The sequence below is a fragment of the Vibrio sp. VPAP30 genome (assembly GCF_001188205.1).
Taxonomy (GTDB): domain Bacteria; phylum Pseudomonadota; class Gammaproteobacteria; order Enterobacterales; family Vibrionaceae; genus Vibrio; species Vibrio bivalvicida.
Genome location: NZ_LBLS01000038.1, coordinates 192,208 through 218,591 on the forward strand (window position 1 = coordinate 192,208; position 26,384 = coordinate 218,591).

A 26,384-nucleotide genomic window follows, 5' to 3' on the forward strand; every position below is an offset into this window, starting at 1 on the left:
GAAACCACGTTCTAACAGAGAATTAAAGCTCCAACACTTCGTTTCCGGAGGCGATACCTTTAGCGAGGGCATCTACATTCTCAAGGGTTGTCTCGGCTATATTTCCTAGCGCTTCATTGGTTAAGAAAGCCTGGTGGCCTGTGAACAAAACGTTGTGACAAGCTGAAAGCCGGCGAAATACATCGTCGACGATGACGTCGTTAGACTTATCTTGGAAAAACAGCTCTTTTTCATGCTCATAAACATCAAGACCTAACGCTCCAATTCGACCTCGCTTGAGGGCTTCCACGGCTGCTGCTGAATCTAGTAAGCCTCCACGGCTTGTGTTGATGATCATGACACCATCTTTCATTTGCTCGAAAGCTGCTTCATCTAATAAATGGTAATTTTCGTCAGACATCGGGCAATGTAATGTGATGATATCGCTTTGTTCATATAGCGCTTGTTTAGAAACGTATTTCGCATCCAAGTCAATAGCGAGCTGATTCTCATATGGGTCATGACACAAGATCGTCATGCCCAAGCCTTTCAGGATACGCATAGTTGCGATACCAATTTTTCCTGTGCCGATTACGCCTACCGTTTTGCCGTAGAAATTAAAGCCCACAAGACCCTCTAAATTGAAGTTCGCATCTCGGGTTCGTTGATAAGCTTTGTGAAAACGGCGATTTAGGCTCATCATGAGACCGACGGTGTGTTCGGCGACAGACTCGGGGGAGTATGCTGGAACTCGAACAATTTGAATACCTAGTCGTTTTGCGGCTTCGAGATCGACACGATCAAATCCGGCACAACGCATTGCCACCATCTTAACGCCTTGCTGATATAAAGCATCGAGTACTTTCTCTGAAAGATCGTCATTAACAAAAGCGCAGATAACTTGACAGCCTTGGGCCATTTTTGCGGTTTTAGTCGTTAATTGAAACTCGTGGAAATGGAGATTGAAACCATATTGCTGGTTTACTTTAGAGAAAGAGTCTTCATCGTAAGATTTGGAACTAAATACAGCGACATCTATCATAAAAAACTCTCAAAGGTAAAAGGAGATTAACGACGCCTATTGAATACCTTATTAGAAAGAAAATAAACCATAAATTAACTAAGGCTATATGCCTATTGCACCGATAGATAAAACATTGATATATATTGTGTTTAAAAGTAAAGGAAGTATGAGAAAATCAATGATTACATTAACCCCAATGACACCAGCTTATCTTGAGCAGGTTATGACATTAAGTATCGCCGAAGATCAGCTCCCTTACGTTGGAACAATAGAAGAAGTTTTGCTCAACGCTGACGATAAAGTTCATCCTCACTTGGTATTGGCCGATGATAACGTAGTAGGTATTTTTCTTATCGATACGATGTACAGTGGTGGGTACGACTTCGCACCCGATAGAGCTCTGGGGTTTAGAGCATTCTTAGTCGACATTACGTGCCAAGGAAAGGGGTATGGAAGTGCTACAACGGCTGAGTTGGGTTCTTACCTCGCTCAGCAGTACCCGAACTTTAACACTGTTTACCTGACCGTTAACTGTAAAAATCCAGTCGCATATCGGTGTTATTTAAACAATGGATTTTCAGACAGCGGTGAGCTTTATTTGGGAGGTGCTGCCGGACCACAGCATATTATGTTGATGGAATTGTAATTGATGAGAGATATTCAGAGACTTAAATTAACACTATTATCACTACCCCTTAAGTATTACTAAATTTATATAATGGTCACACAAACTATTCATTTTACTGCTACCGTTATACTTGATAATAAAAATCCGACCAGTATATAACCATCTCTTATTTATGGTTTTTGCTGAAAGGAATCATTATTTCGACGTTTGGTTAGGGTGATATGGATATGTTATTTCAAAAACTCAAAGATGTCTCAATTGCCGTGAGAGCTTGGTCAATACTTGGCCTATTCGCAATCGGTTTGTTCGCCAATACTTTGTTGAATATTGATCAATCTCGCCAGCACATGCGTGAAAACTATGAGCGAGGGGTTGAAACTTTGGTTCAAAGTGCGGTGAGCGTTATCGACTACTATCACAAGCAAAGTGAAACGGGCGCATTAACCAAGGAAGTGGCGCAAGCTCGCGCATTAGAGACAATCTCAGCAATGCGATTTGATGGTGACAACTACATCTTCATTGGTGATCGTGACGGTTACCAGCTTGCAAGTGGTGTCCTATCTTTACTTGGTAAGAACATCATGAGCCTGCAAGACAGTAATGGCCTGTATTTCGTGAAGGATCTCTATCAAACCGCAAAAAGTGGCGGTGGTTTCGTCAACTACCACTGGAAGAACCCAGACAAAGAGACTCTCGACCCTAAGACGAGTTATGCGATAATGTTTGAGCCCTGGGGATGGATGGTCGGCTCGGGAATGAATATGGTGGCATTGGAAGCGGTAACCTACCGATCCGAAGTGACTTCCTTGAGTTATGCGGTTGGCATTTTAGTTGTGCTATCGCTGGTGGTTGGTTACTTTATTAAAACCATTACTTCTCCGTTAAAACGTACCCTCAAAGCAATGAATACACTAGCGCAAGGAGAGGGGGACTTAACTCAGCGTTTGCCAGAAGAAGGTAGTAAGGAACTGATTCACTTGGCGCGTTATTTCAATCAGTTTGTTGCATCTATTCAATCTATAATGCTCAATATCAGTGATGCAGGTACTCAAGTTTCAGCTTCCGCTACTCAGTTGTCTAATTCTGTACACCACATTGATGATAGCTTGAACCAACAGCAAAACGACGTGGATATGCTGGCTACTGCTATGACTGAAATGCTTGCTACGGTAGAAGAAGTTGCAGGTAGAACCACTGAAGCCAATGACGCAAGTCGACTCGCTGCGAAAGAGACCCAGAATAGCCACACAATCATTCAGAAAAATGTAACCGAAGCCAATGAACTTGCTAAGCAGATTAATTCCGCAGGTGAAGTGGTCCAGAAACTCGCAACCGATGCAAGAAATGTCGACACTGTTCTAGAAGTGATTCGCGGCGTAGCTGAACAAACCAATCTACTGGCACTTAATGCAGCAATTGAAGCTGCACGCGCGGGCGAGCAAGGTCGAGGCTTTGCAGTGGTTGCAGACGAGGTTAGAACGCTATCTCAGCGAACTCAGGAATCAACACTTGAGATTCAGAATATCGTAGAAAAACTACAAACAGGCGCTGAAAATGTAGTCGTGGTAATGAACCAAGGAGCAGATAAGGCTAACCAAGCCTCTGCACTCTCTTCTGAGGCTGGTCAGACGCTTGACAAGATCAATCGAGAAGTTCATACCATTGAAGAAATGGCACAACATATCGCGACTGCTGCTGAAGAGCAAACGGTGACGGTCAACGATATAAATCGCAATGTTGTGAGCCTTAGTGATATGGCAAGCTCTGTATCAAGTGAATCAGCGCAAATGGCGAGTTCTGGTAAAGAGCTAAGGCACGTTTCCGAAGATCTTATGAGCATGATCAACCGCTTTAAGCTTGCTTAGCATTTAAGGGAACTCAGTTCACGTAAACGTATTGGAATATCAGGTGCCGCTAGTGTTAGAATCGCAGCAAAATTTTTAGCACTAGCGCATCTATGAGACACCTAAAAACCACTGTCCATCCTGATTTGGAACATTTAGACGACAAACTTATCTTTAAGCGCAATGCGGCGCGCGCCATCGTCGTTGATGGTGAAGATATCCTGCTTCTATATACAGAACGTTACCATGATTACACCATACCAGGGGGTGGTCTTGATGAGGGTGAAGACATCATTGCGGGAATGGTTCGTGAGCTAGAAGAAGAGACGGGCGCTAACAACATTCATGGAATCAAGCCTTTTGGGATCTATGAAGAGTTTCGACCGTGGCACAAAGATAACGCCGATGCCGTACATATGATTTCTTACTGCTATACGTGTAAAGTTAACCGAGAACTCGGTGAGACCAACTACGAAGACTATGAAATTAAGAACGGTATGAAAGCCGTGTGGATGAATATTCACGATGCCATTGCGCATAATGAAAAGACCATCGCCGAAAGCCCGAAAAAGGGGATGAGTATCGAACGTGAAACATTTTTGCTTTACCTTGTTGCGAAAGAAATGCTTTAAGTAATCAAGTTTAAAATACAAATGCCTACCAAATTGCTTTGGTAGGCATTTATTTTGTTAGAGTCCAACGTCCACAATTAAGACTCGACTCTTCTATAAAAGTACTTTTCACAAGTCGCATCACTCACATATCTGAGCGTGTGAGACAGTATCGCGACGGTAATCAAGCCAAACAGTAACCTTCCCCAAAAGATAGAGATGAAATCGGCCCCTATCAGAAGTACTAAAATGGTGTCTTCGATCATACTGTGAACAAGATTAAGCAGCATAATCGCGATAAACACGTCTCGCGGTGGGATGTGCCCACGCTTTGCTTCGTTGATGAGAAGACCGCCGCCAAAAGATAAGCCCAGTGTAATACCCACAATAGTCATGTTTGTTGCTTCACGACTGATTCCAAGTAACCTTAAGACTGGGCGCAACATTATCGCCATCGCTTTTTCAACACCGACAAGTTTCATCAGCTTGAGGACAAAAAGCAGAGCAGAAATGACAAGGAAAATCGCAAATAGGTTTTCAACTTGAACCCATGTCCATTCTAAGTAAGTTTGCTGAGCAATTTGCTCTGGTGACCAGACGACATTTGCGGTGTTACCCAATATGCCCCAGTACTGGTAGGAATGATGTAATAGCCATGCTAAGAGTATTCCGCCACCTAACCGAAGCAATAACGTCATAGCGATGCTTACACCCGCTTTTTTGGCAATGGCAGCTTCAATCGGCAATGAATGAGCAAGCAACATCAATGTGCCAAGCACTGACACTTGGGCGACAGTGAGCTGCACATCAGTATTCATAAACACTAATAAACCCGCATAGATATTAGTCAGCAGCGTAGTTGCCCAAACGAGCCCCATCTCATCGGGAAGGCCAACCAAGCTCATCAAAGGGCTAAGCCAGTTACTCAAGATTGCGATTCCACCCATCTCTTCGATTACTTTAATGATGATAATAATCGGCACCATGATCTTGTAGAGCGTCCAGGTGACATCGAAGATTTCTTTAACGAGATCTTGAAAGAAATTTTGCAGCTTGTTCATTGTCGATTCCTTTAAAAACAACGGATGGAAAAATGTTATTCGAATGTAGAGAAATATGACGATGCATATATAATGGTTTTGTCTAATTTTGTTTCTTTATATTATTAATAGGGATGCAAAAATTCCCAATGATGGAGTTTGAAGAAATATATGGAAATTGACAAAATCGACCGGAAGATCCTTTCAGTGCTGCAAAAGAACAACCGCATAGCGAATGTTGAGCTTGCAGAGGAAGTCGGCTTGTCTCCACCCGCTTGTTTAAAGCGAGTTAAACGTTTAAGGGCGGGCAAGGTGATTGTTGGAGATGTTTCAATTATCAATCCGTCGTTGGCAGGAAACAAAATGACGCTCATAGTATCCGTTGAGATGGAGCGTGATAGGGGAGATATCTACAGTGTGTTTAGGCGCTCAATTGAGCAGGCTCCTGAAGTCACACAGTGTTATCAAATTACCGGAAGCTATGACTTTCTGATCATTGTTTCAGTACCCGATATTCAAGCCTATGAGCGCTTTATTGAAAGGGTGCTTCATCAAGACAAGAATATCAGAAAGTTTCACACTTCCGTGTCGACCAAAACCGTTAAGTTCAGCACCGAAGTCAATGTTGAAGAGATTCAATAAAAAATGCCCCGCTCAATGAGCGGGGCATTTTAGTATCGAGGTGTAGAGATTAAGCTAGAAGCTCTTTCGCTGTGTTTACTACGTTTTCAGTAGTGAAACCGAACATCTTGAATAGTTCACCTGCAGGTGCAGATTCACCAAATGTTGTCATACCGATGATCTTGCCACCGAAGCCAACGTACTTGTACCAGAAGTCAGCAATACCAGCTTCTACGGCGATACGTGCAGTTACGTCAGATGGAAGTACAGATTCACGGTAGTCAGCGTCTTGCTTGTCGAACGCGTCAGTAGCAGGCATAGATACTACGCGTACTTTCTTACCTTCAGCCGTTAGCTCAGCAGCAGCGTTAACCGCTAGCTCAACTTCAGAACCTGTTGCGATAAGGATAAGCTCGGGTTTGCCTTCACAATCTTTCAGGATGTAACCACCCTTAGCGATGTTAGCTACTTGTGCAGCGTCACGATCTTGTTGTGCAAGGTTTTGACGAGAGAAGATTAGCGATGTAGGGCCATCTTTACGCTCGATTGCCAGTTTCCAAGCTACTGCAGACTCAACTTGGTCACATGGACGCCATGTGCTCATGTTTGGAGTCAAACGTAGAGAAGCGATCTGCTCAACAGGTTGGTGAGTTGGGCCATCTTCGCCTAGGCCGATAGAGTCGTGCGTGTAAACTTGGATGTTCTGAACTTTCATCAGAGCCGCCATACGCATTGCGTTACGAGCGTATTCCATGAACATTAGGAACGTAGCGCCGTAAGGAACAAAACCGCCGTGTAGCGCGATACCGTTCATGATCGCCGTCATACCGAATTCACGTACACCGTAGTGGATGTAGTTACCCGACGCATCTTCAGCAGATACTGACTTAGAGCCAGACCACATAGTTAGGTTAGAAGGTGCAAGGTCAGCCGAGCCACCTAGGAATTCAGGTAGCATAGCACCGAACGCTTCTAGTGCGTTTTGAGATGCTTTACGTGATGCAATGTTTGCTGGGTTAGCTTGAAGATCAGCAATGATTGCGTTTGCTTTCTCTTCCCACTGCGCTGGTAGTTCACCGTTTACGCGGCGTTTGAATTCTGCTGCAAGCTCTGGATATGCTGCTTCATAAGCTGCAAGTTTCTCGTTCCACGCTGCTTCCTTAGCTGCGCCTGCTTCTTTCGCATCCCACTGCGCGTAGACATCTTGCGGAATTTCAAACGGACCGTGCTCCCAACCTAGTTCTTTACGTGTTGCTGCAATTTCTTCAGCGCCTAAAGGTGCACCGTGACAGTCGTGAGAGCCAGACTTGTTAGGTGAACCAAAACCGATGATAGTCTTAGTACAGATTAGAGTAGGGCGTGGATCTGCTTTCGCTGCAACGATAGCGGCGTTGATTGCTTCAGCATCGTGGCCATCAACTGCTGGGATTACGTGCCAGCCGTACGCTTCAAAACGCTTAGGAGTATCGTCAGAGAACCAACCTTCAACGTGACCATCGATAGAGATGCCGTTGTCATCCCAGAACGCGATAAGTTTACCAAGACCTAGCGTACCTGCTAGAGAACATGCTTCGTGAGAGATACCTTCCATCAGACAGCCATCACCCATGAATGCATAAGTGAAGTGGTCTACTATGTCGTGGCCTTCTTTGTTGAATTGTGCTGCTAGAGTCTTCTCAGCTAGCGCCATGCCTACAGCGTTAGTGATACCTTGACCTAGAGGACCAGTTGTTGTTTCGATACCTGGTGCGTAACCGTACTCAGGGTGACCTGGAGTCTTAGAGTGAAGTTGACGGAAGTTCTTGAGATCTTCAATTGAAAGCTCGTAACCTGCTAGGTGCAGTAGAGAGTAAATCAGCATAGAGCCGTGGCCGTTTGAAAGAACGAAACGGTCTCGGTCAGCCCACTCTGGGTTTGAAGGGTTGTGGTTTAGGTGAGAGCGCCAAAGAACTTCAGCGATGTCAGCCATACCCATAGGTGCGCCTGGGTGACCAGAGTTTGCTTGTTGTACACCATCCATGCTTAGAGCGCGGATTGCGTTTGCTAGATTTTTACGATCCATAATAAATACCGATAAATAGATTGTTTCTTAGAAAGGATGTTAAGAGGGGAACGCAAACGTTCCCCTCTAGAAATTCTGTTGATTAAAGCTTAGCTTCAATCATTGCTTCAAGTTTGCCTTGGTCAACTGCAAAGTTGCGGATACCTTCAGCTAGCTTCTCAACTGCCATTGGGTCTTGGTTGTGATCCCATAGGAACTCAGCGTGAGTCATTGCAGCAGGGCGCTCTTTAGCACCTTTAGAGTCAACTAGCTTCTCTACGACTTCACCTTCAGCTGCTTCTAGTTCAGCAAGAAGTGCAGGAGCGATAGTTAGACGGTCACAACCTGCTAGCTCTAGGATCTCACCGATGTTACGGAAGCTTGCACCCATTACTACAGTGTTGTAGCCGTATTCTTTGTAGTAGTCGTAGATGCTAGTTACAGATAGTACGCCTGGATCTTCTTGAGCTTCGAAGTCACGGCCTTCTTTCGCTTTGTACCAGTCCATGATACGACCAACGAATGGCGAGATTAGGAATACGCCAGCTTCAGCACAAGCACGAGCCTGAGCGAAAGAGAATAGGAGAGTAAGGTTACAGTTGATGCCTTCTTTCTCTAGGATTTCAGCCGCGCGGATACCTTCCCAAGTAGAAGCCAGTTTGATAAGGATGCGATCGTTAGTGATACCAGCATCGTTGTACATTTTAACTAGCTGACGTGCTTTCGCTACGCTGCCTTCCATATCGTAAGATAGACGAGCATCTACCTCTGTAGAGATACGGCCAGGGATAGTTTTTAGGATTTCTTTACCGATGTTTACCGCTAGCATGTCACAAGTGTCTTGTACTTGCTGTGCTTTGTCAGAGCTTTGCGCTTTAGCGTATTCAATTGAAGCATCGATTAGAGGTGCATACTCTTCGATTTGAGCTGCTTTCAGGATTAGAGATGGGTTAGTTGTTGCATCTTCTGGCTGGTACTTTTTGATTGCGTCGATTTCACCAGTGTCTGCTACTACTGTCGTTAGTTTACGAAGTTGCTCTAATTTGTTGCTCATTTCGATCATCCTATTTCATTGGGCTTCCACATCGCTAAGCGACATGGGGGGGCAATTGCAAGCGAGTTAAGTAATAGTCGAACTTTCAAACGAAGGACAACTTCGCTTACTCAACTTAAATAATTTTCAACGTATGAACATTTGTTGTGAACATTTGCTCGAACGCTGAGTAAATGATGGGTTCATAATTATCTCATACAGCTAGAAAGTCAATTGTTGAATGAGCTTTTAAGTGATGTTCATCAAGTATTTTTTTAGTTACCTACACTAGGTAGGGAAACTAAACGTTTGCCAAGGTAGCGCAAGGGTTGTAGATAAACTTACTAGACGAAAATATGGGCTGAGAAAATGTAATTAGTGTGAGCAAATGTTGGAAAAAAGAAGCGTCGTGACATATGCTACGACCGTGAGCACATGTTAGGTGCAATTCTTTAGCTGTGGAAGATAAGCCAATGAGCAAATCTCAAAATGACATTTCTGATGATAATGCTGATCTACTGACCGAAATTTCCGTCGCCTATTATCAGGATGGAGCGACTCAGGAAGAAATTTCCAAGAAGTTTTCTGTCTCGCGTGCCAAGGTTGGCCGTATGTTAAAACAGGCTCGCGATGAAGGTATTGTTGAAATTACGGTTAAGTATCACCCGGTGTTTAGTGCCAAAATAGAACAGCGCCTTATTGAACGTTTTGGTGTTAAGCGCGCATTAATCGCCCTTGATCAACCGGTTGAAGAGCAACAAAGGCAACAAGTTGCAGGGCTAGTGTCAAAATATATGGCCAGTTCTATTCAAAATGGGTCAGTGGTTACCGTTGGGCAGGGGCGTAATGTTTCTGCCGTTGCTCACCACGTTGGTGTTATTCCTCAGCGTGATGTTAAGTTTGTTTGTGGCATCGGTGGCATTCACCCGAGAGGAGGGATGTTTAACGCCGACCACATATGTCGTCAGTTCGCTAAAAGTTATGGTGGAACGTCGGAAACCCTATATGCCCCCGCATATGCAGAAAACCGAGAGCAGAAGCTCGCTTTCATGCAAAACGCGACCGTTAAGCAAACCTTGGATCTTGCACGTAAAGCTGATGTAGCTCTGGTTGGTATTGGTGATATGAGTGAGAACAGCTACATGGTCGATCTTGGCTGGTTTACGGCTGATGAAGTTGTTCAGTCTCGAATGCAGCAGGGGGTTGTGGGCGATTTTGCAGGTTATGACTTCTTTGACATTCACGGTCAATCTGCCAAAACGGTCATGAGTGACCGCGTTATTGGACTGAGTATTGATGAGTTTAGGCCGATCTCTGAGGTGATTGCTATTGCAGCCGAAAACAGTAAGCCGCTAGCGCTGCTGGGTGCTCTCAGAACAGGTGTGATAGATGTTATTGCTACCAGCGTGAGCAATGCATTAACGGTATTAAACCTTGATGAACAAATGAAGTAATCTGATGAAGTACAAATTCATATTGTTCGTGTTCGCATCATAACTTGTCTTTTGAGATTAGTTTCAAAAAGTCAATAAAAGCACGAATTCTTGATGGCATCTGTAGTCCGTAGTTATGAACAACCCAAACAGGTGCTATCAGCTTGACTTGTTCGCCAGTGACCTGAACCAATTTCTGTTGCCGTAATTCTTCACCGATAGCTAACTTTGGCAGACAAGCAATTCCAAGTCCTGATAACGCCATTAGTTTAATAGTAGGGACACTATCTCCGATACGATTTGCTCGAAAACGATAGCTTATTGAATTCGTGTTACTTGTATCAAACTTTCTCTCGACATTTGTCCCTTCCCACTGATTCGCAATGTAGTCGCAGTTAGCCAAATCAGACTTAGACAGAGGAAGAGATAGATCTTTCTGTGCGATATAATCTGGTGAGCAGCACAACACTTGCTCAAGTTCGCCAAGCTTGAATGCCCTAGCACTCGAATCAGGCAACTCTCCAACTGTAACAGATAAATCAATATACTTTTCAATAAGATTTAACCGCATGTCATTAGCTATCAACTGTGGTTCGATCTGCGGGTTAAGTCTGACAAAATCGCATATAGCAGGGCCGATCAACTGGTTCATCAATGTATGAGGTGAGGTTATCGTTATTGTACCTGCAAGGTCGGCATTGGCACTACGTGCTTCTTCTTCTGCCAGAGACATCAGTTTGTTTAATTCTAAACACCTTTGGTAGAAACGTTGGCCAGCTTCGGTAAGGGATTGGCGGCGTGTAGTGCGGGTAATGAGCTTAACATTGAGGTGGTGTTCAAGTGCTTGAAGGTGATGACTAACGACAGATTTCGACACGTCGAGTTGATCCGAGGCTTTGGTTATCGATCCTGACTCTACGATTTGAACGAAAACTTGCATGCGGTGAAGGTCTGATTTCATTTTATTGTTCGATTAAATAAGACTGTTAGTTATATAGTAAGGTATTTATCTAATCAGTAAAACAATTAAGATTGCATTTGAACTCAAACAATAAGCCTAAAGGAGAGAACCATGAGTATTTTAGTGCAATTTCAACTAAATCACGCGCCTGAGAATAACCAGTTAGTTAAAGATTTCTTTACCGAGATCTTACCAGACACTCGATCTTTTGAAGGGAATATATCTGCACACTTGTTTCAAAATAGCCAGGTTGATAAAACCTTGGTGTTGTTTGAAGAGTGGCAAAGCGAAATGCATTTTAAAAAGTACATTAGTTGGAGAAAAGAGATAGGAGATTTTGACCGACTTGGCGCTCTGTTGTCACAAGAACCAAATATTTCTATCTTATCTAAGGAAGTCTGAGGAATAAGGTATGGAGCCCGTCAAATGTTCCTCTACCTGCGGCGAATTACCATCAGTGTGCTGTGATTCCAGCCAGTTCTACGAAACTACACATAGCGGGGCAGCTAGGCATTGATATCAATGGAGATGTTCCTGAAAGTGTCGAAGAGCAAATAGTATTAGCTTGGTCCAACCTACAAGGTGTTTTGCATGCCAATAAAATGGACATAGAAGATTTAGTTAGTGTGCGGATTTACCTAACTGATCGAAATGACTTGCCCTTATATCGCCTTGCCAAGGAACGCTTACCTTTCGATGTTGGTGGGTTGCCGACTACATTACTGTTTGTTGAAGGTTTGTTTGACTTACGTTGGAAAGTAGAAATAGAAGCTGAGGCTGCAAAATCTTTTGACAACAAAAAGTGACTGATAAAGGCGGCACTGTCGCCTTTTATTTGTGTTACAAGGTCACTACTAGCGAAGATCCATAATCCCTCCAATCCTATCCAAAAATCTCAGAGCAGTATTGCTAGTGAAGCCGAAATAATTCGTAATGGTGCATAGATCACATTAATGGTTTTTTATAAAGCTCACTCGATTCCATATTTCTCGTTCATTTTTACAGCTCCTTAACAACCAGTAGCCACAATGAACATGGTTTCTCAATTTGTCGCTGTTACCCATTGTTAGAAAATTCGTCTGCTATTTTTGTCGTTTATAGTATAAAACTCATGTAAAGCCTAGTTTAGAGTTAATATTCTAAGTTCAATCAATTCAATCCCTATTTCGTTATATTCTCATTTTTTTTACACATACGTTATGTGAAATTTTGTTGATAAGTGTTGCGTTGTATAAGTCATGTTTATGGCACTATAAATATTGCTGTTTGTATCTATATGACACAATTGTTATTTTGCAGCTAAATTATTTAGATCACTAAAAAAAACATAAAAACCGCAACATCGAGGTAGTTTCGACCATGAAAACCGTCAATAGAAGTATCGACGTCAAATACCTAAGAACTTTTTCGCAGGTTGCTAAGCATAAGAGTTTTACAGCAGCGGCCGAGTCGCTGTTTATGACCCAACCTGCGGTTTCACAACATATTAAGAAGATTGAAAGTACGATAGGGGCAAGTATTTTTGATAGAAAAGATGGTTTTGTACTCACAAAGCATGGTCAGGTTCTACTTGAATATGTTGACCAAACCATGTCTATGTATGAGAAGTTGTTCCACGATTTGGAAAGTGTTGAGTTGCGCGATCAGTTCAACATTGCAATTGCAGAGTCATTTTGCCCAGATATGGTCGACAAGATCATCAATGAATTTAGAACACTGAACAATATCGACCTGTCCATCACCAGTTTCGCGAGCTGCGGGCATCTGGATATCGATAACTATGATCTGATTTTTTCAGTCAGTAGACTTCCGTGCATTAATGGACGTTCCTACCAACTCAATACAGTCAATTACGCTATTGCTCATTCACATGTGATGGATCCCCGTGAGTGCTATCCGCAACGTATAGTGTATTGTCATACGCTAAATCGATCGGACGTCCAAGACATACTTAAGCAGCATGGAATCGATGCTTCTTTAGTGACGAGCTGGGTTTCAACCAACTCACTGCGTTTGATTAAGAATGAACTCGAAACAAATGGAACGGTATTAATTTTCCCGGAATGGTCAGTTAGAAACCTAGACTGCCGAAAAGTGATCATCAATCAGAAAGCCAACATGTATGTTTGGTGTAGTGATGATGTTACTCACGAGCTCGAAGAACTAGGATTAAAATCTAAAATGCAAGAGCTGTTTGAAATTCGGGAAGATGCGTACATGAAGCAACAAGACGCCAGTTTTAACGCTTGTCACTTACCCTGTGTTTAGAAACTGAGAAAAGAGAGAGTCGTACAAGCAAATCCACTGATTGAAATAGGTATTCCATAGGGGATACCTTTTTCAAATAAACTTTTATTCGTCGCAAGTCCTATTAGGTACATGACAACTAATTGAACACCGCCCAAACCTCCTACCATAACTAAGCAAGCAATAGTGAGTTCAGGCTTGATGCCCAACAAAAACGCACACAGAAGCTTTATGTCTCCGGCACCGAAACAGCCAAACAACCATACCATCACTAAAACTAAGAAAATAATAGCAGTTGTTAAAGTTGATTGTAGAATATAACCGTAGTAACAAGCCGCGATTGAATTTATAACAACTATTAACTTACAAAGGTTGTTGGATATTGTTCTGTATTTGTGGTCGCTATTACAAGCCCTAACAGAGCATAGAATGTTTAAAATGATAAATGTGATTGAAATAACGATATCTATAATCATATTAGAATAGTAACTTCATAACTTGATATTCTCAATGTAAACAGCATAAAGATACCTTATACTTCCATAAGTAGTAATGTTCCTTATTCGTAATAATAAAAAATTATGTCTATATAAAAACTAATAATTTGTTGTGAGCGGTTTGTGGTGATTTAATTCCTTTTGAAACATACAGGGCCTAGGCCAATATTTTAGAGGAACATTATGTACTACAAAACTTTAGCTAAGCTTGCAGAGCTTAAAATGAAATTCGAAGATGACATCCGTGGTGTAACCGCTGTTGAGTATGCAATTATCGCCGTTGTTATGTCAGCGCTTGTATTAGCTGCTTTCCAAACCGATGCACTTAAAAATGCTATTACCGGTGCTTTAACAGCAGTAACTAATAACTTAACTACAGCTACAGGTAGTAAGTAATTTATTAAACTGAAATTTTAAGGGGCGTTAGCCCCTGTTTCGTTACTACTTAGAATTAATATGAATAGAACAGTTATTCTTGTACTCGTTGCTCTCGCTATTTTCTCTACCTTTATATTTATTAACAATAACTATCTTTCTTCAAATGAAGTTCAACAATCTGAAGTTATTCAAACTGAGCCTAAAGTTACTGTCTTAGTCATAGATGGTAAGGCCGAAAAAGGTCAAATAATAACAACGTACTCGCACAGGACAGAGTTGGTTAAATTGACACAACTAGAGGGTGTAGATTATACACCACAAAATGAAATTATAATTAAGCAAGGAGCTCTTTTTAGGCGAGATTTAAATTCCGGTGAACTGATCTCTCAAGAAGATATTTCAAATCCAGGTGATAGAGACTATATGTTTTTATCCATTAATGAAGGAGAGTTGCCTTACTATTACCATGTGACTGGCCTTGGAGTCGTACAAACACTAGCACTATTTCCTGGTGACAAAGTGAGTTTTGTTTCTACAACTTCTTCCGAAAACAATTTGTTGGAAGACGGGTATGGTGATGTTGGTGGTTTAGTTAGTCGCGTGATTATTAGTGGCGCAAGGGTTTTACAGGTCATTAAAGGTGATGAAGACGAAGACGCTCAGGATGCGGAAGATAAGCAATACAGCATCGTAATAGCCCTTAAAATGCGTGATGTACTAAAGCTAGAAATGGCGCAAAAAGTGGGTGACGTCAATATTGTTCCAGCTGAGATCGAAAACCGTTATTTATCCATTCGTAGCAGTGATTTGCTAGAAACACAATTTGGTGTAAGAGAGTTGAGGGGTAAAGACTAAATGATAGCAAATAAAACTAAGTCAGCAGCTCTGATATGTCTTATTCTCGCGTTACCTTCTTATGCTTCGCAACTGATGAGTTTAGATCAAGGGGCTGCCAAAACAATCAGCCTAAAACGTCAGATTGCTACTGTTTTTGTCGCAAACCAACAAATCGCTGACTATAAAATTATTGATGAAAATAAGGTCGTAGTATATGGCGTTGGTCAAGGTAGCACGTCGGTTATTGTATACGATCGCGGCGGAAACGAAATCTACAACGCTGAGCTAGTGGTAAACCAAAGCCTGAGGCTGTTGAAACAGACTATTATTGCGCGCTTCCCTGATGAAAGTGTTGTTGTTTCGAATGTCGGTGACCAAGTGGTACTAGACGGCATAGTCAGTAGCGAAGAGGTCAAACAAAAAGTGTATCGCTTGGTGGGTGAGATGCTAAAAAAAGAGCGCCGTAGGCACACTTATGAGCTTAGGGATGCGGACGGAGAAGAGTATGATGAATTAGACTATACCTCTCGATTTACTTACGATCAGGTGATCAATAATCTTAAAGTTTTAACCACTGAACAAATCAATGTAAAGCTGACTGTCGCAGAAGTCTCCAGCTCATTTTTGACTGAGTTAGGCGTTACTTATAGCGATAGTGGTGAACCAGGAAAATTCGTTAACAAACTGCTTGATTTCACTGCTCAAGATATTGTTTCTGTTATTTCAGCCAGTGGTGATGACAAGATTGGGCAAGTTCTGGCCGAACCAAATTTATCGGTGATCTCTGGCGAGCAGGCTAGCTTTCTTGCTGGTGGCGAAATCCCCATTGCTGTTCGTGATGAAGATGGTATCAGCATTAGTTACAAAGAGTATGGCGTTAAGCTAGCCATGGTCGCGAAAGTGACTGATTCTGAAAACATCCGTCTCACACTTATGCCAGAAGTTAGCTCGATTGATGAATCGAACAAAACATCAACAGGCTTAATCTCTGTCCCAACACTCAGGACTCGTCGCGCGCAAACTACCGTTCATCTTAAAGACGGCCAAAGTTTTGTACTCGCAGGTCTGTTAACTTCAGAAGAGCGTGAAGCGCTAACTAAAATTCCATTCCTTGGTGATATCCCAATTTTAGGCGCTTTATTTAGCCATACGACCACAAACCGTTCGAAAACAGAATTGATCATCGTAGCAACGGTCAATCTTGTTGACCCAGTAGATTCAGAAGAGGTCAAGCTACCAAGCTTTAGGCGTACTAGTGATATAGAGCGATTATTCAGAATCGATTTATCAGAATTAAATGAGCCAGAACTTGAAGGAACAATAGAACAGGGAGGTTTTAACTGATGCGTTGGATAGTTATTTCAATGTTGGCACTTTTAAGCGCGGCATGCAGTCAAGTAGATACAGCCAACTCGAGTGTTATTGAGCAATTGGAAGAGCGATTGGAGTTTAATACCACTCAAGGCGACGACTCAATGGCGCGAGCAGTAGCTTTTATAAAGGACATAAAAAGACGTGAGCCTAAAGCTAGATTTGTCGTTGAGTACAAAACGGGGTCGAGTGACTTTGTCGCGACTCTACATGATAAGTTTAAAACAGAAGGTGTGGCAAAGGATAGATACAAGGTTGTACTAGCTAACCCTAATCAAGAAAAAAATATTTTGCTCAAAGCCCAGTACGTGCGAATCAGAAGCAGTGATTGTGGAGTGATGACTTTCAGCAAAAGAGAGGCTTACCGATTTGGCTGCAGTGTTGAACACAACCGAAATATTAGCTTAGTTAATCCAATCACACGAGTTCAATAAACATGGATCTAGATATCTTATTTAAAAACTCGTCTTCGAAAATGAAGGAGAGTATATCGGCAAGGGATCTTGTTGTTTCAGATGACGCTGAGTTTATCGAGTCCGTCAACGACTTGTATGCGATTGAAGGCTACGCAAAGCCTATAGAAGTAGCGGACATTGATAACGACAGTGCTTGGAATCATTCTGATATCCAGCTAAATCACGTCATATTGGACTTGCGCGGTGCTAGTAATGTAGTCGACCAAACCTCAGAGATTGCCACGCGCTTAGATGTCAGTATTTCATTGCTGGTAGTGTGCGACGTTGATTCGATTAAGTTACGAAACCAGGTTCACTCGTTAGGTGCGAACTATGTGTTGTGGGATGTAGATCTTGACGCATTACTTGCGGCAATTAAGACTAGTGAGGACCAAGAATCAAGTGTTAAGCGTACCCGAGTCGCTAAGAGAATCCTGGTCCTAGGAACAAAAGGTGGGGTGGGAGTCTCCAGCGTTAGCTCCCTTCTATGCCACTCTCTGGCAGGACAGGCTAATCTAAAAACTTTGCTTGTCGATCATGATTCAGGCGCAATGAACAGCGATATCTATCTTGGGATAAAAGGGCTTAAAGCTAAGCAAAACAGCATAGACTTAAATCAAATTGATATTGATGATGCAATCGCTAAGACCTATCTTCACAATGTAATAGATAAGTTGGATTACCTCGTTCTGGAAAAGAATATAGCTTGCCTGTCGGACCATGCGACAACGCTATTTAATTTGTCCAATCAGCTTATTGATCAATACAACTTTATTATCGACTCAGTACCACTGTCTTGCTACGAAGAAATCCATGACCAAGAGTTAAGTGAAAAATATCACCGTATTTTTGTCGTATGTGATCCTTCTGTATCGTCGCTACGATCTTACAACTTATTGAAGAAAAAGCTCGGTAAAACGGAACATGAATTGGTGTTTAACCTTAATCGCCCGGCAAAAGATTTCATGGTGACACTGCCTAGCGCCAAAGAGCGAATCCGGGTTAAAACAAGCATTGATTTCTCGTATGAACCGGCGTTGGAAAAGATGCTTATTCAGCAAGGTATCGGGCATTTCATGCAATCCAAATCGTCGGCTCCGATAGCCAATATGGTTTCTACCCTAACGGGCAAGAAGATCAAAACCAAACCACGTTTTTCACTGTTTAGAAAATGAATCAAATAAAAGAAATCTACATCCAACTTAGAGATGAAATCTTTGATGCACTGGATGCCGCGACACTAGTAGAGATCAGTACGCAAGAGCTTGAAGAGCAGTTAAAAGACTCAGTCAATATTCTAATTGATAAGAAGAAGCTACAAGTGAGTTCACTCAAACGTGTTGAGCTTGTAAAAGCGCTTCTTGATGAACTTAAAGGTTTAGGTCCGCTGCAAAAGCTCGTCGATAACGATGATATTTCAGACATTATGATCAATGGGCCTTCAGACATCTTCATTGAGATTGGTGGAAAGGTTGAAAAGTCTCCAATTCAATTTGTCAATGAGAAGCAGCTTAATACGATTGCAAAACGAATTGCCTCTAACGTAGGTCGTCGTATCGACGAATCGAAACCCTTGTGTGATGCACGCTTGATGGATGGGAGCCGCGTTAACATAGTGATTCCCCCGTTGGCCATTGACGGTACGTCTATTTCAATTCGTAAGTTCAAAGAACAAAAGATAAAGCTGGAGAACTTGGTTGAGTTTGGCGCAATGTCGGTTGAAATGGCTAAGCTATTGTCTATCGCCAGCCACTGCAAATGTAATATTTTGATATCCGGTGGTACCGGTTCGGGCAAAACAACGTTGCTAAATGCGTTGTCTGGTTTTATCGGAGAAACGGAACGTATCGTTACGATTGAAGATGCAGCCGAGCTTCAACTGCAAAAGCCTCATATTGTTCGATTGGAAACGCGTCAAGCGAGTGTAGAAGGAACCGGTGAAGTACCGGCTCGTGACCTTGTAATTAATGCGCTGCGTATGCGTCCTGACAGAATCATTGTTGGCGAGTGTCGTGGAGGTGAAGCATTTGAAATGCTTCAGGCGATGAATACTGGTCATGATGGCTCAATGTCAACCCTACATGCTAATACGCCAAGAGATGCCATTGCTCGTACCGAGAGCATGGTGATGATGGCGACAGCGAGTCTCCCTATTTCAGCTATTCGACGGACCATTGTAAGCGCGGTCGATCTGATCGTGCAGGTAAAGCGTCTACACGATGGTAGCCGTAAAGTGATGTACATATCAGAGATAATCGGCATGGAAGGTGACAGCGTGGTGATGGAAGACATTTTTCGTTACGAAGCTAGTTCTGAGTTTAAAGAGGGCAAGATCAACGGGGAATTTCGCACACCAGGGTTGTCTACGCGTTCGGTTATCTATGAGCGTGCCAAGTTTTTTGGTCTTGAGGATACGGTGAGGGAGATTTTTACATGACCCTTTTATTGATATTAGCTTGGGCGGGTTTGTTCGTTTATTGGTTGAGTGTGCGTACGCGCCAGAATCGGCAGCTCAACAAGCTTATCCAGATGGAGGCCGAATTTGAAGGGGTAAAAGGTGCCCGGGCGGTTATCGATGCACAGCAGTTTGAAAGAGATTTTAAAGCACGTTTACGTCAACAATATAAAGCAGCAGTAAAAGTATTTCAGCCGAATATGGCTCTCAAAATTTTGCTGTTCGTATCAGTTTCTGCGGGAGCAGTCTACGCAATCAACGAGTTCTTTTTTCGTCAAGATTTCATGACATGCTTGGTCATCATTGAACCGATCCTGTTTGTAGTGTTTTTCACCAAGCTTAAGCAAAGGCAAGCTGAAAAATTTAAAAACAACTTTCCAGACGCACTGAATATTCTAAGCGGGGCGATTTCTGCCGGTCAGAGCATTGTGCATGCATTTGAGTATGTAGGGAAACAACTAGACAACGAAGTAGGTAATGAATTTAAGTATATGGCCGAAAGACTGCTAATTGGTGAAGATCCAGACGACGTACTTGAAAGAAGTGCCGCGACTTTCCCGTATTTAGAGTACTTTTTCTTTGCGTCGACAATTCGAATTAACTTGAACCGCGGCGGACAGCTTAAAGACGTGATTAATCGCATTAACCGACTCATGTTTGACTCAAGAGCGGTAGAAAAAAAGAAAAATGCGTTGACGTCAGAGGCACGCGCTTCAGCGAAGATCATCGCTTGCTTACCCGTCATTTTTTTGATTATTTTGAAATTCACCAGCCCAGAGAATTACAACTTCGTCATGTTTGAACCTGGCGGGCAACCAATCTTCTATTACGTGTTGATAAGCGAGTTTATTGGTTTTGTGTGCATCTGGTTTATCTTGCGAGGAGTCGAGTAATGGATCTTCAAACCCTAACGCTGTGGGCTTTCGCATTTTTGTTTTCAATGTTGATTGCGGGTGGTGTACTGAAGGCATGGGACAATACACGAGCCAATATTGCGACGAGAAAAATCATCGGTTCTACTCGAGAGGAACGCAAGCGTATCGACCTGATAAAAGTCGCGCTGTCTCAGGTTAGCTTTAACAAAGACGAAACACGGAAAAAGCTCGTAGCTGCGGGATTCTATAGTGACTATCTGGCTGATGTTTACTATCTAATAAAAATCATCCCGTTTACGGTCTGTTTAGCTCTTATCGGTTTTGATTACTTTCAAGGTCAAACGGAGATTGCCTTTTCTCTACTCTACTTATTAGGTGCTCTAGGACTATTTATTATCGGGCCTGATGCGTTTGTTACGAGCAGAGGCAACGCTAATATAAAGCACATCAGCTCTAGATTGCCATTTCTGCTCGATCTTATGAATGTTTGTGTTCATACCGGGATGACTATCGAATCAAGCTTAGATTATTTGTCCAAAGAGTTAGCGACCGTCGACCGCAATTTAGCCTATGTGGTGCGTGTCACTGTGGAGCGTTCCCGGCTGGTCGGTTTAGAAAAGGCGTTAGAAGAATTTTACGATCTAGTACCAACTAGTGAATCTCAAAGTTTTGTCATGACACTAGTCCAGAGCCTTCAATTCGGTTCCTCTATTGGGCCTGTGTTGGCGACATTGGCAACGGATATTCGCGAACTCAATATGATGGACCTTGAAGAAAGGATAGGAAAAATGGGGGCAAAAATGTCTATACCTCTTATTGCTTTTATCATGATTCCTATCGTCGTACTGATTGCCGCCCCAGGCATTTTGAGGATGTTGACGTGAAAAAACTAACATTTTACTTACTGCTAATCACCTTTGTACTAGCGGGATGTACGGCTGTGAACACAGAACTACAAACCAAAGAAAAGCTACTGATTGGTTCGGGCAATGATCAGCAACTGATTGAGTTTTACAAAGCAAATTTAAAGCTCGAACCGTTCTACAAAGCAAAACTGGTTGATCTTTACTTGACGCAAAAAGACATAAAGTCTGCCGAACTCTATAGAAATACCTATTCAGAGAGTGACTTGGAACAGCCAGAGTTCATATTGACCAATGCTCGACTCGATTATCAAAAGAAAAACTATGCACAAGCATTGGAAAACCTCGATTTGTACTTAGATGAAGGGGGAGAAGAGGGCCAATTCCACCTGCTTAAAGGAAAAATACTTGCTCAGCAGAAACATTTCTCAGAGGCCATTGAGCAATTTGAGGAAAGTAGAAAGCAAGGTGCTTCTGACAGAGAAGCAGGCAACAACATCGCTGTGGTTAAGATGATGCAGTCAGATTACCTCGGAGCAACCGACACTTTGTACGATTTGTACTTAGCTAGCCCTAGCGACAAGAAAGTGCGTTCAAATCTGATTATTTCTTCGGTAAACGCTGATCGTCCGGACATCGCGTTAGAAGTACTCAGACATACCAATAGTGATGAACAGGCGCGAAAGCAACTTGCAGCATTAATGCGCTCTATCAAAAAGAACAAAAGGAGCGGCAGTTCAGTGAGACAGTCGACAGCAAAAACATCATTTAACTCAAGGGGAGTAGGTGCGAGTTTCGTTGCACCAACGACCAAGGTTAGCCGCCTTGCTACCGACAATGAGTTTCAACAGGCGAAGAACAGCCTTGATGGTTCAGAACTTGATCCAAACAAATTGAAACCAGGAGTATTGCCAATTTATCGCGTACAAGTGTTAGCGACTTATACTGCAATTCCTTCTGATTTTCTAAATTATCTTAAGACGAATTATGGAACGGTTTACTCATACACTCACGGCTTATGGAAGCGTTATTGTATCGGGGAGTTCAATGATCTGGACGAAGCCAAAACATTTCTTACTAGCTTAGATATTAAAGGCGCATTCGTCGTTGATTACACAAAGAAAAGGTACGTTAGGCTATGAAGCGCTCTAAGCAAAAAGGATCTCTAACGATAGAGGCTGCGATGGGTATTCCCTTGTTTCTAGCGATTATCTTTGGCTGGGTCGAGGTTTGTATCCTGACATTTAATATGAGCATGACTGACCATGCTTTGACCACCGCAGTCATGCGTACCAAAAAAGCAGGCGATTCAAGTAATAGCAATACAGTGAACTACGCTCAAATGATCAAAGATGAAATGAACAAGGCTGGGGGCGCTCTATGGAGCAATGGGGTAAAGCCCGGCAGCGTTCAAATTCGGGTTGACTACTTTAAAGACTACGATGGTTTCTTAAAGTGTACTGACGCATATCAGTCATCAGAAGAGTGTCCTGATAAAAAAGATCAACCGGAAGATATGGCACTGGCAGTATACAACCTCGAATATACCTATGATCCTGTAGTGTCTATCTGGTTTCCAGACATGGCAATCAGGCGAGAAGTGATCACTATTCAAGAATACGAACGATGTTCGTTTAAGATTGGACAGGGGGCTGGTTGTGCGAGTTAAACAAACGGGTTCCTTTGCTGTGGAGCTTGCGTTAGTCCTAGTGTTCGCTTCAGGTTTATTTTTGGTCGTAGTGAATTACATGCTGGCTATCAATAAAAAGGGTCAGTTAGACAGAGCGGCGTATTCGCTTACGACGATCCTCGCGGAAAGGAAACAGCTGTTTAGTGCAGATCTCGATATCTGTGCGGGTAATTGTCGCAAGACAGAACACGCAACGTATTCCATCGCTTCAGCGTCTATGAAACGTATGATTCCAAACTTTGAAAAATCTAAATTCGGCATGCGTATCGATGAAATTCGATTGGAAGAAACTCTATTGCCAAGCGGAACGATCAATTATAAACGCGTTCAAACAACGCTTACTAAAGGGGCAATTCATGGCTGCGATTTTCCGGATATGAGTGACATAACCAAAGAGAAAGCCATTGAAATGCTGCCCGTGACTTCAAGAGGTCGTAGACTGCCGCTGTACCAAGTCTCGTTGTGTTACGAAATTCCGGTGAATTTAATCGGTGTTACAAGTGGCGAGGTTCTTCGCTTGTTAAGTACATCATATTCATTTGCGAGGGTCTAGGATGAGTACGATCAATAAACATCGTGGTGTGGCAGGAATACTATTTATCGGTTTGCTTCCAATTATGGTTATTTTTATGGCCTTCTCAATGCAAATGGCACAACAAATGCTGGCCCATGCGCGCGTTTTAGAGGCAGCAGAAGTGGCGAGCTTAGCCTTAATTGCAAGCCCTAAAGAAACGGAAGATGACAATGTCAAATATGCACGTCAATTAGTGGATAGATATGTCGTTGACAATATTAATGACGTTGATGTTGAAGTGTATACACGTAATTGTGAATACAAAGATGGTTGCGTGCAAGCAAGTGGAGAGCTTGCCCCCTTCAGTGACTTTGTAGTGAGTGCAAAAGCCGAACATAAATCTTGGATAGCTTATGAAGAAGCAGAGTTGAAGCCAGAATTTGAAGTCGCTGGGCAGTCAGTGACTCGCAAATATCTTCCTCAACCTGTCGATGTGTATTTTATTGGTGACTTTAGTGGCTCAATGACACACAACTGGAAAGGGGGCAAATCAAAGCTGGATGTTGTTAAACAAACGATCGAACGAGTGGTTGAAGATATCGAAAACTTCAATACGGAAGAGAAAAGCCGTGTCGCTTTGCTGGGGTATAACCCTCATCACGCTAAGCAAACAAATGAAGTGATTGTGATGAATGCGCAAGGAACGGAAGAGATCAAACGCGGTCGTTGGCCCAAAAAAATTATATACGACTACGCCAGAAGTACCCCTAGTGAAACTGTTAAAAAAATGTTCGACGAGCCGAAGGTTTACAATCAAACAATGGAATACCATCACGGTATGAGCAGGGACGAAGTTGACCGGGTTTACTACAACAATCAGACGTTAATTGCAGACTATTACAAGTTTTATGACATACCGCTGACTGAAGACTATTCAGCATTCAAGGCTCGTCTATCAAGTAGAGATCTGGGAGCAGAGGGCGGAACTTCGTCTTGGAATGGAATTATAGCCGCCGCTCAAGAAGCCAATAGAGCGACAAATATTAACCCCGAACAAGTATTTATTGTCTTGTCTGATGGTGCTGACAACGACGAGAGTTACCTGCAACGCTTGGTTAATCGAGGACTGTGTAAAAAGTTACGATCGACTATTTCATCTAAGAGAAACAGATTCCAAAGCAAAACTGGAGAAGCAGGAAAAACCAAAGTCACGATGGGGGTTATCGGTGTTGATTACAAAGTAAAAGCATCGGATGGATTTGGCGATTGTTTTGGACGTAAAAATATTTATCACGCTAAAGATGGTGATGACGTTTACAAATACATTCTCAACCTTATTAATGAAGAAACAGGAAGACTTAAGGATTAATATGAAATACCCAGTAATTATTACTTCAATCTTACTATCGCCGCTGGGTTATGCGAACTGCTTAGGTAGCGTTGATGAATTCATCACATCGACTACCTTAGTCTCTTCTCATACGGTCAAAACCCAGGTTATCGGTCATTTAACGCAACGTGAAGAGAAGATAGAAAACACGATATTGGGCAGCGATCGTGATGTCGTGCATGTAGAGGCCGGAGATGAAGTGTGTTTTTACGATAAACAGACACAGTCTTTGGTACTTAACTATGGTGTCGATATTTACAAACTGTCACTTAACCATAAGCAAGTGTTAAAGCAGTATTTAGGGCTAGTAAGTGCTAAAGCAAAGATCTATATAGAAGGGCATGCTGACAGTTTAGGCAGCAAGGGGTATAACAAGGCGCTTTCGGCTCGTCGAGCTCAGCAGGTAGCCAAGTTTCTTCAAAGCGATTTAAAGCAAGGAAACAGAGTTGTAGAACATGCTTACGGTGAAAGCTCTCCGATCTGTAACCTTGCCGAAAATACGGCGACAGGCTGTAACCGCCGTGTAGTGATAACCGTAAAGTCGTGATGCGTTGCTTAATATTTGCTTGCTTGTGTATTTTGTGGGCCTCGGCGATGAGTGGCGTTCTTTGATCAACAAAGAGCCAGCAGTGGGTGCTGGCTCTTTTGAAATAATGTATGAACTTGTATGTGCACAGTTTCAACAAGAATTAGGTTATCTGCTTATAATTGGGAGAGAAGGGTCTGCACCCCATTCCGTCCAAGAACCGTCATACACTGCAAGGTTTTGATATCCCGATAGGTAAGCAGCTAGCAGAACGATACACGCAGTTACCCCAGAACCGCAGCTAAACAGAGTGTGATTAGCTTGCAGAGATAGAGAACCTTGTAGAATCTCTTGCAGCATTTGAACAGGTTTTATTTTATGTCCGTCCATTAGCTCAGAAAATGGTTGGCATACAGAGTTAGGAATATGCCCACTTCTTAAGCCTGGTCGTGGTTCTGCTACCTCAGAGTTAAACCGTGCGCGAGAACGGGCATCAACCGTCAAGCTTTCACTGTTGTCAATCTGCGCAAGAACGTAGTCGGCATTAACGAAATAGTTTGGGTTGAGTTGACCGGAAAAGTCACCACTAGACTCTGGCTGGCGATATGACCGAGTTGTCTCACCACCCTTAGCCTTCCACTCTGTTAGTCCTCCATCTAGGATATAGACTTGTTCGTGCCCCATTGCCCGAAACATCCACCACGCTCTTGGAGAGGCAAATGTACCACTATTGTCATAGACAACGATGAGAGAATCGTTGCTAATTCCCAGCTTTTTTGCCAGTGAATTAAACTGTTCTTCACTGGGCATCATATGGGGAAGGGGTGAGTTTAGGTCGCAGAAATCTTTGTCATAATCGAACCGGAGGCTATTTGGAATGAGGTTCGTTTTGTCTTTTTCAACTTCACCGGGGATTTGAAAATCGATGCTTGCATCTAAGATGATCAGTTTCTTATTGCCCATCAACGCATGTAAATCAGTAGGGGTGATCAGAGGCGACATTGGCTATCCTTATGTATTCCAAAGACTTAAGATAAAGCTACACGGTTGCCTGAGAACAAGCAACCGTGT

Annotated in this window: 28 protein-coding genes; 21 read left to right on the forward strand and 7 right to left on the reverse strand. The window is 42.7% G+C overall.

Features of this window, described 5'->3' with window-relative positions; genetic code table 11:
• Nucleotides 1-22 precede the first annotated feature (22 nt).
• Nucleotides 23-1,021, reverse strand: coding sequence for a 2-hydroxyacid dehydrogenase (locus tag ZX61_RS18620; protein ID WP_049846097.1), 999 nt, complete (start codon nt 1,019-1,021; stop codon nt 23-25).
• Between the two features lie 160 nt (nt 1,022-1,181).
• Between ZX61_RS18620 and ZX61_RS18625 the strand changes: the two genes are divergently transcribed.
• The 3 genes from ZX61_RS18625 (at nt 1,182) to ZX61_RS18635 (ending at nt 4,107) form a co-directional block, all read left to right on the forward strand.
• Nucleotides 1,182-1,649 carry a GNAT family N-acetyltransferase gene (locus ZX61_RS18625; protein ID WP_049846317.1) on the forward strand — a complete coding sequence of 156 codons (468 nt, stop codon included), beginning with the start codon at nt 1,182-1,184 and terminating at the stop codon, nt 1,647-1,649.
• Nucleotides 1,650-1,858: 209 nt separating this feature from the next.
• A complete protein-coding gene (locus ZX61_RS18630; RefSeq protein ID WP_049846318.1) occupies nt 1,859-3,496 on the forward strand; it encodes a methyl-accepting chemotaxis protein in 1,638 nt (545 codons plus the stop codon).
• Nucleotides 3,497-3,588: 92 nt separating this feature from the next.
• Nucleotides 3,589-4,107, forward strand: coding sequence for an NUDIX hydrolase (locus ZX61_RS18635; RefSeq protein WP_049846098.1), 519 nt, complete (start codon nt 3,589-3,591; stop codon nt 4,105-4,107).
• Between the two features lie 77 nt (nt 4,108-4,184).
• Here the strand turns inward: ZX61_RS18635 and ZX61_RS18640 are convergent, their stop codons facing one another.
• Nucleotides 4,185-5,147, reverse strand: a complete 963-nt coding sequence (locus tag ZX61_RS18640) for a hypothetical protein (RefSeq protein WP_049846099.1) — start codon at nt 5,145-5,147, stop codon at nt 4,185-4,187.
• Between the two features lie 150 nt (nt 5,148-5,297).
• Between ZX61_RS18640 and ZX61_RS18645 the strand changes: the two genes are divergently transcribed.
• The gene (locus ZX61_RS18645; protein WP_049846100.1) at nt 5,298-5,768 is read left to right on the forward strand and encodes an Lrp/AsnC family transcriptional regulator; all 471 of its coding nucleotides are present in this window, start codon (nt 5,298-5,300) and stop codon (nt 5,766-5,768) included.
• 49 nt (nt 5,769-5,817) lie between these two features.
• On the opposite strand, the gene tkt is transcribed toward ZX61_RS18645, so the two are convergent.
• Both tkt and tal read right to left on the reverse strand, forming a co-directional pair.
• Complete coding sequence (gene tkt, locus ZX61_RS18650) at nt 5,818-7,809, reverse strand: transketolase (RefSeq protein ID WP_049846101.1); 1,992 nt, start codon at nt 7,807-7,809, stop codon at nt 5,818-5,820.
• 82 nt (nt 7,810-7,891) lie between these two features.
• Nucleotides 7,892-8,842, reverse strand: a complete 951-nt coding sequence (tal, locus tag ZX61_RS18655) for a transaldolase (protein WP_049846319.1) — start codon at nt 8,840-8,842, stop codon at nt 7,892-7,894.
• A gap of 452 nt (nt 8,843-9,294) precedes the next feature.
• Between tal and ZX61_RS18660 the strand changes: the two genes are divergently transcribed.
• Nucleotides 9,295-10,275, forward strand: coding sequence for a sugar-binding transcriptional regulator (locus ZX61_RS18660; protein ID WP_049846320.1), 981 nt, complete (start codon nt 9,295-9,297; stop codon nt 10,273-10,275).
• 37 nt (nt 10,276-10,312) lie between these two features.
• Here the strand turns inward: ZX61_RS18660 and ZX61_RS18665 are convergent, their stop codons facing one another.
• Nucleotides 10,313-11,215 (reverse strand): LysR family transcriptional regulator, encoded by a 903-nt coding sequence (locus tag ZX61_RS18665; protein WP_049846102.1) that lies wholly within the window; start codon nt 11,213-11,215, stop codon nt 10,313-10,315.
• A gap of 111 nt (nt 11,216-11,326) precedes the next feature.
• Between ZX61_RS18665 and ZX61_RS18670 the strand changes: the two genes are divergently transcribed.
• From ZX61_RS18670 to ZX61_RS18680, 3 genes are all read left to right on the forward strand, one after another.
• Nucleotides 11,327-11,617, forward strand: a complete 291-nt coding sequence (locus ZX61_RS18670; protein ID WP_049846103.1) for a putative quinol monooxygenase — start codon at nt 11,327-11,329, stop codon at nt 11,615-11,617.
• The gene (locus ZX61_RS18675) at nt 11,614-12,021 is read left to right on the forward strand and encodes a RidA family protein (protein ID WP_049846104.1); all 408 of its coding nucleotides are present in this window, start codon (nt 11,614-11,616) and stop codon (nt 12,019-12,021) included. The genes ZX61_RS18670 and ZX61_RS18675 overlap by 4 nt, the downstream gene beginning before the upstream one ends.
• Nucleotides 12,022-12,574: 553 nt before the next feature.
• Complete coding sequence (locus tag ZX61_RS18680) at nt 12,575-13,483, forward strand: LysR family transcriptional regulator (RefSeq protein ID WP_049846105.1); 909 nt, start codon at nt 12,575-12,577, stop codon at nt 13,481-13,483.
• On the opposite strand, the gene ZX61_RS18685 is transcribed toward ZX61_RS18680, so the two are convergent.
• On the reverse strand, nt 13,480-13,938 hold the full coding sequence (locus tag ZX61_RS18685) for a prepilin peptidase (RefSeq protein WP_049846106.1): 459 nt from the start codon (nt 13,936-13,938) through the stop codon (nt 13,480-13,482). The two genes, ZX61_RS18680 and ZX61_RS18685, sit on opposite strands and share 4 nt — an antisense overlap.
• A gap of 204 nt (nt 13,939-14,142) precedes the next feature.
• Here ZX61_RS18685 and ZX61_RS18690 point away from each other — a divergent pair, with 204 nt between their 5' ends.
• Genes ZX61_RS18690 through ZX61_RS18750 form a run of 13 tightly spaced genes read left to right on the forward strand, consistent with a single transcriptional unit; the run spans nt 14,143 to nt 25,334 of the window.
• Entirely contained in the window at nt 14,143-14,355 is a 213-nt protein-coding gene (locus ZX61_RS18690; protein ID WP_049846107.1) for a Flp family type IVb pilin, read from the forward strand.
• A gap of 60 nt (nt 14,356-14,415) precedes the next feature.
• Complete coding sequence (locus ZX61_RS18695) at nt 14,416-15,192, forward strand: pilus assembly protein CpaB (RefSeq protein WP_049846108.1); 777 nt, start codon at nt 14,416-14,418, stop codon at nt 15,190-15,192.
• Nucleotides 15,193-16,518: a type II and III secretion system protein family protein gene (locus tag ZX61_RS18700; RefSeq protein WP_049846109.1), complete on the forward strand. Its 1,326-nt coding sequence runs from the start codon at nt 15,193-15,195 to the stop codon at nt 16,516-16,518.
• A complete protein-coding gene (locus tag ZX61_RS18705) occupies nt 16,518-16,979 on the forward strand; it encodes a hypothetical protein (RefSeq protein ID WP_049846110.1) in 462 nt (153 codons plus the stop codon). Before ZX61_RS18700 ends, ZX61_RS18705 begins: the two co-directional genes overlap by 1 nt.
• Before the next feature lie 2 nt (nt 16,980-16,981).
• Nucleotides 16,982-18,175, forward strand: coding sequence for an AAA family ATPase (locus ZX61_RS18710; protein ID WP_049846111.1), 1,194 nt, complete (start codon nt 16,982-16,984; stop codon nt 18,173-18,175).
• A complete protein-coding gene (locus ZX61_RS18715; protein WP_049846112.1) occupies nt 18,172-19,437 on the forward strand; it encodes a CpaF family protein in 1,266 nt (421 codons plus the stop codon). The genes ZX61_RS18710 and ZX61_RS18715 overlap by 4 nt, the downstream gene beginning before the upstream one ends.
• Complete coding sequence (locus ZX61_RS18720; RefSeq protein ID WP_049846113.1) at nt 19,434-20,348, forward strand: type II secretion system F family protein; 915 nt, start codon at nt 19,434-19,436, stop codon at nt 20,346-20,348. The genes ZX61_RS18715 and ZX61_RS18720 overlap by 4 nt, the downstream gene beginning before the upstream one ends.
• Nucleotides 20,348-21,214 carry a type II secretion system F family protein gene (locus ZX61_RS18725; RefSeq protein ID WP_049846114.1) on the forward strand — a complete coding sequence of 289 codons (867 nt, stop codon included), beginning with the start codon at nt 20,348-20,350 and terminating at the stop codon, nt 21,212-21,214. The genes ZX61_RS18720 and ZX61_RS18725 overlap by 1 nt, the downstream gene beginning before the upstream one ends.
• Nucleotides 21,211-22,335, forward strand: a complete 1,125-nt coding sequence (locus ZX61_RS18730) for a tetratricopeptide repeat protein (protein ID WP_049846115.1) — start codon at nt 21,211-21,213, stop codon at nt 22,333-22,335. The genes ZX61_RS18725 and ZX61_RS18730 overlap by 4 nt, the downstream gene beginning before the upstream one ends.
• Nucleotides 22,332-22,862: a TadE family protein gene (locus ZX61_RS18735; RefSeq protein ID WP_049846116.1), complete on the forward strand. Its 531-nt coding sequence runs from the start codon at nt 22,332-22,334 to the stop codon at nt 22,860-22,862. Before ZX61_RS18730 ends, ZX61_RS18735 begins: the two co-directional genes overlap by 4 nt.
• A complete protein-coding gene (gene tadF / locus ZX61_RS18740; RefSeq protein ID WP_049846117.1) occupies nt 22,852-23,436 on the forward strand; it encodes a tight adherence pilus pseudopilin TadF in 585 nt (194 codons plus the stop codon). Before ZX61_RS18735 ends, tadF begins: the two co-directional genes overlap by 11 nt.
• A 1-nt stretch (nt 23,437) precedes the next feature.
• Nucleotides 23,438-24,766 carry a pilus assembly protein TadG gene (locus tag ZX61_RS18745; RefSeq protein ID WP_200904256.1) on the forward strand — a complete coding sequence of 443 codons (1,329 nt, stop codon included), beginning with the start codon at nt 23,438-23,440 and terminating at the stop codon, nt 24,764-24,766.
• 1 nt (nt 24,767) lies between these two features.
• A complete protein-coding gene (locus ZX61_RS18750) occupies nt 24,768-25,334 on the forward strand; it encodes an OmpA family protein (protein ID WP_049846118.1) in 567 nt (188 codons plus the stop codon).
• 147 nt (nt 25,335-25,481) lie between these two features.
• On the opposite strand, the gene ZX61_RS18755 is transcribed toward ZX61_RS18750, so the two are convergent.
• The gene (locus tag ZX61_RS18755; RefSeq protein ID WP_049846119.1) at nt 25,482-26,315 is read right to left on the reverse strand and encodes a sulfurtransferase; all 834 of its coding nucleotides are present in this window, start codon (nt 26,313-26,315) and stop codon (nt 25,482-25,484) included.
• Nucleotides 26,316-26,384: the final 69 nt, after the last annotated feature.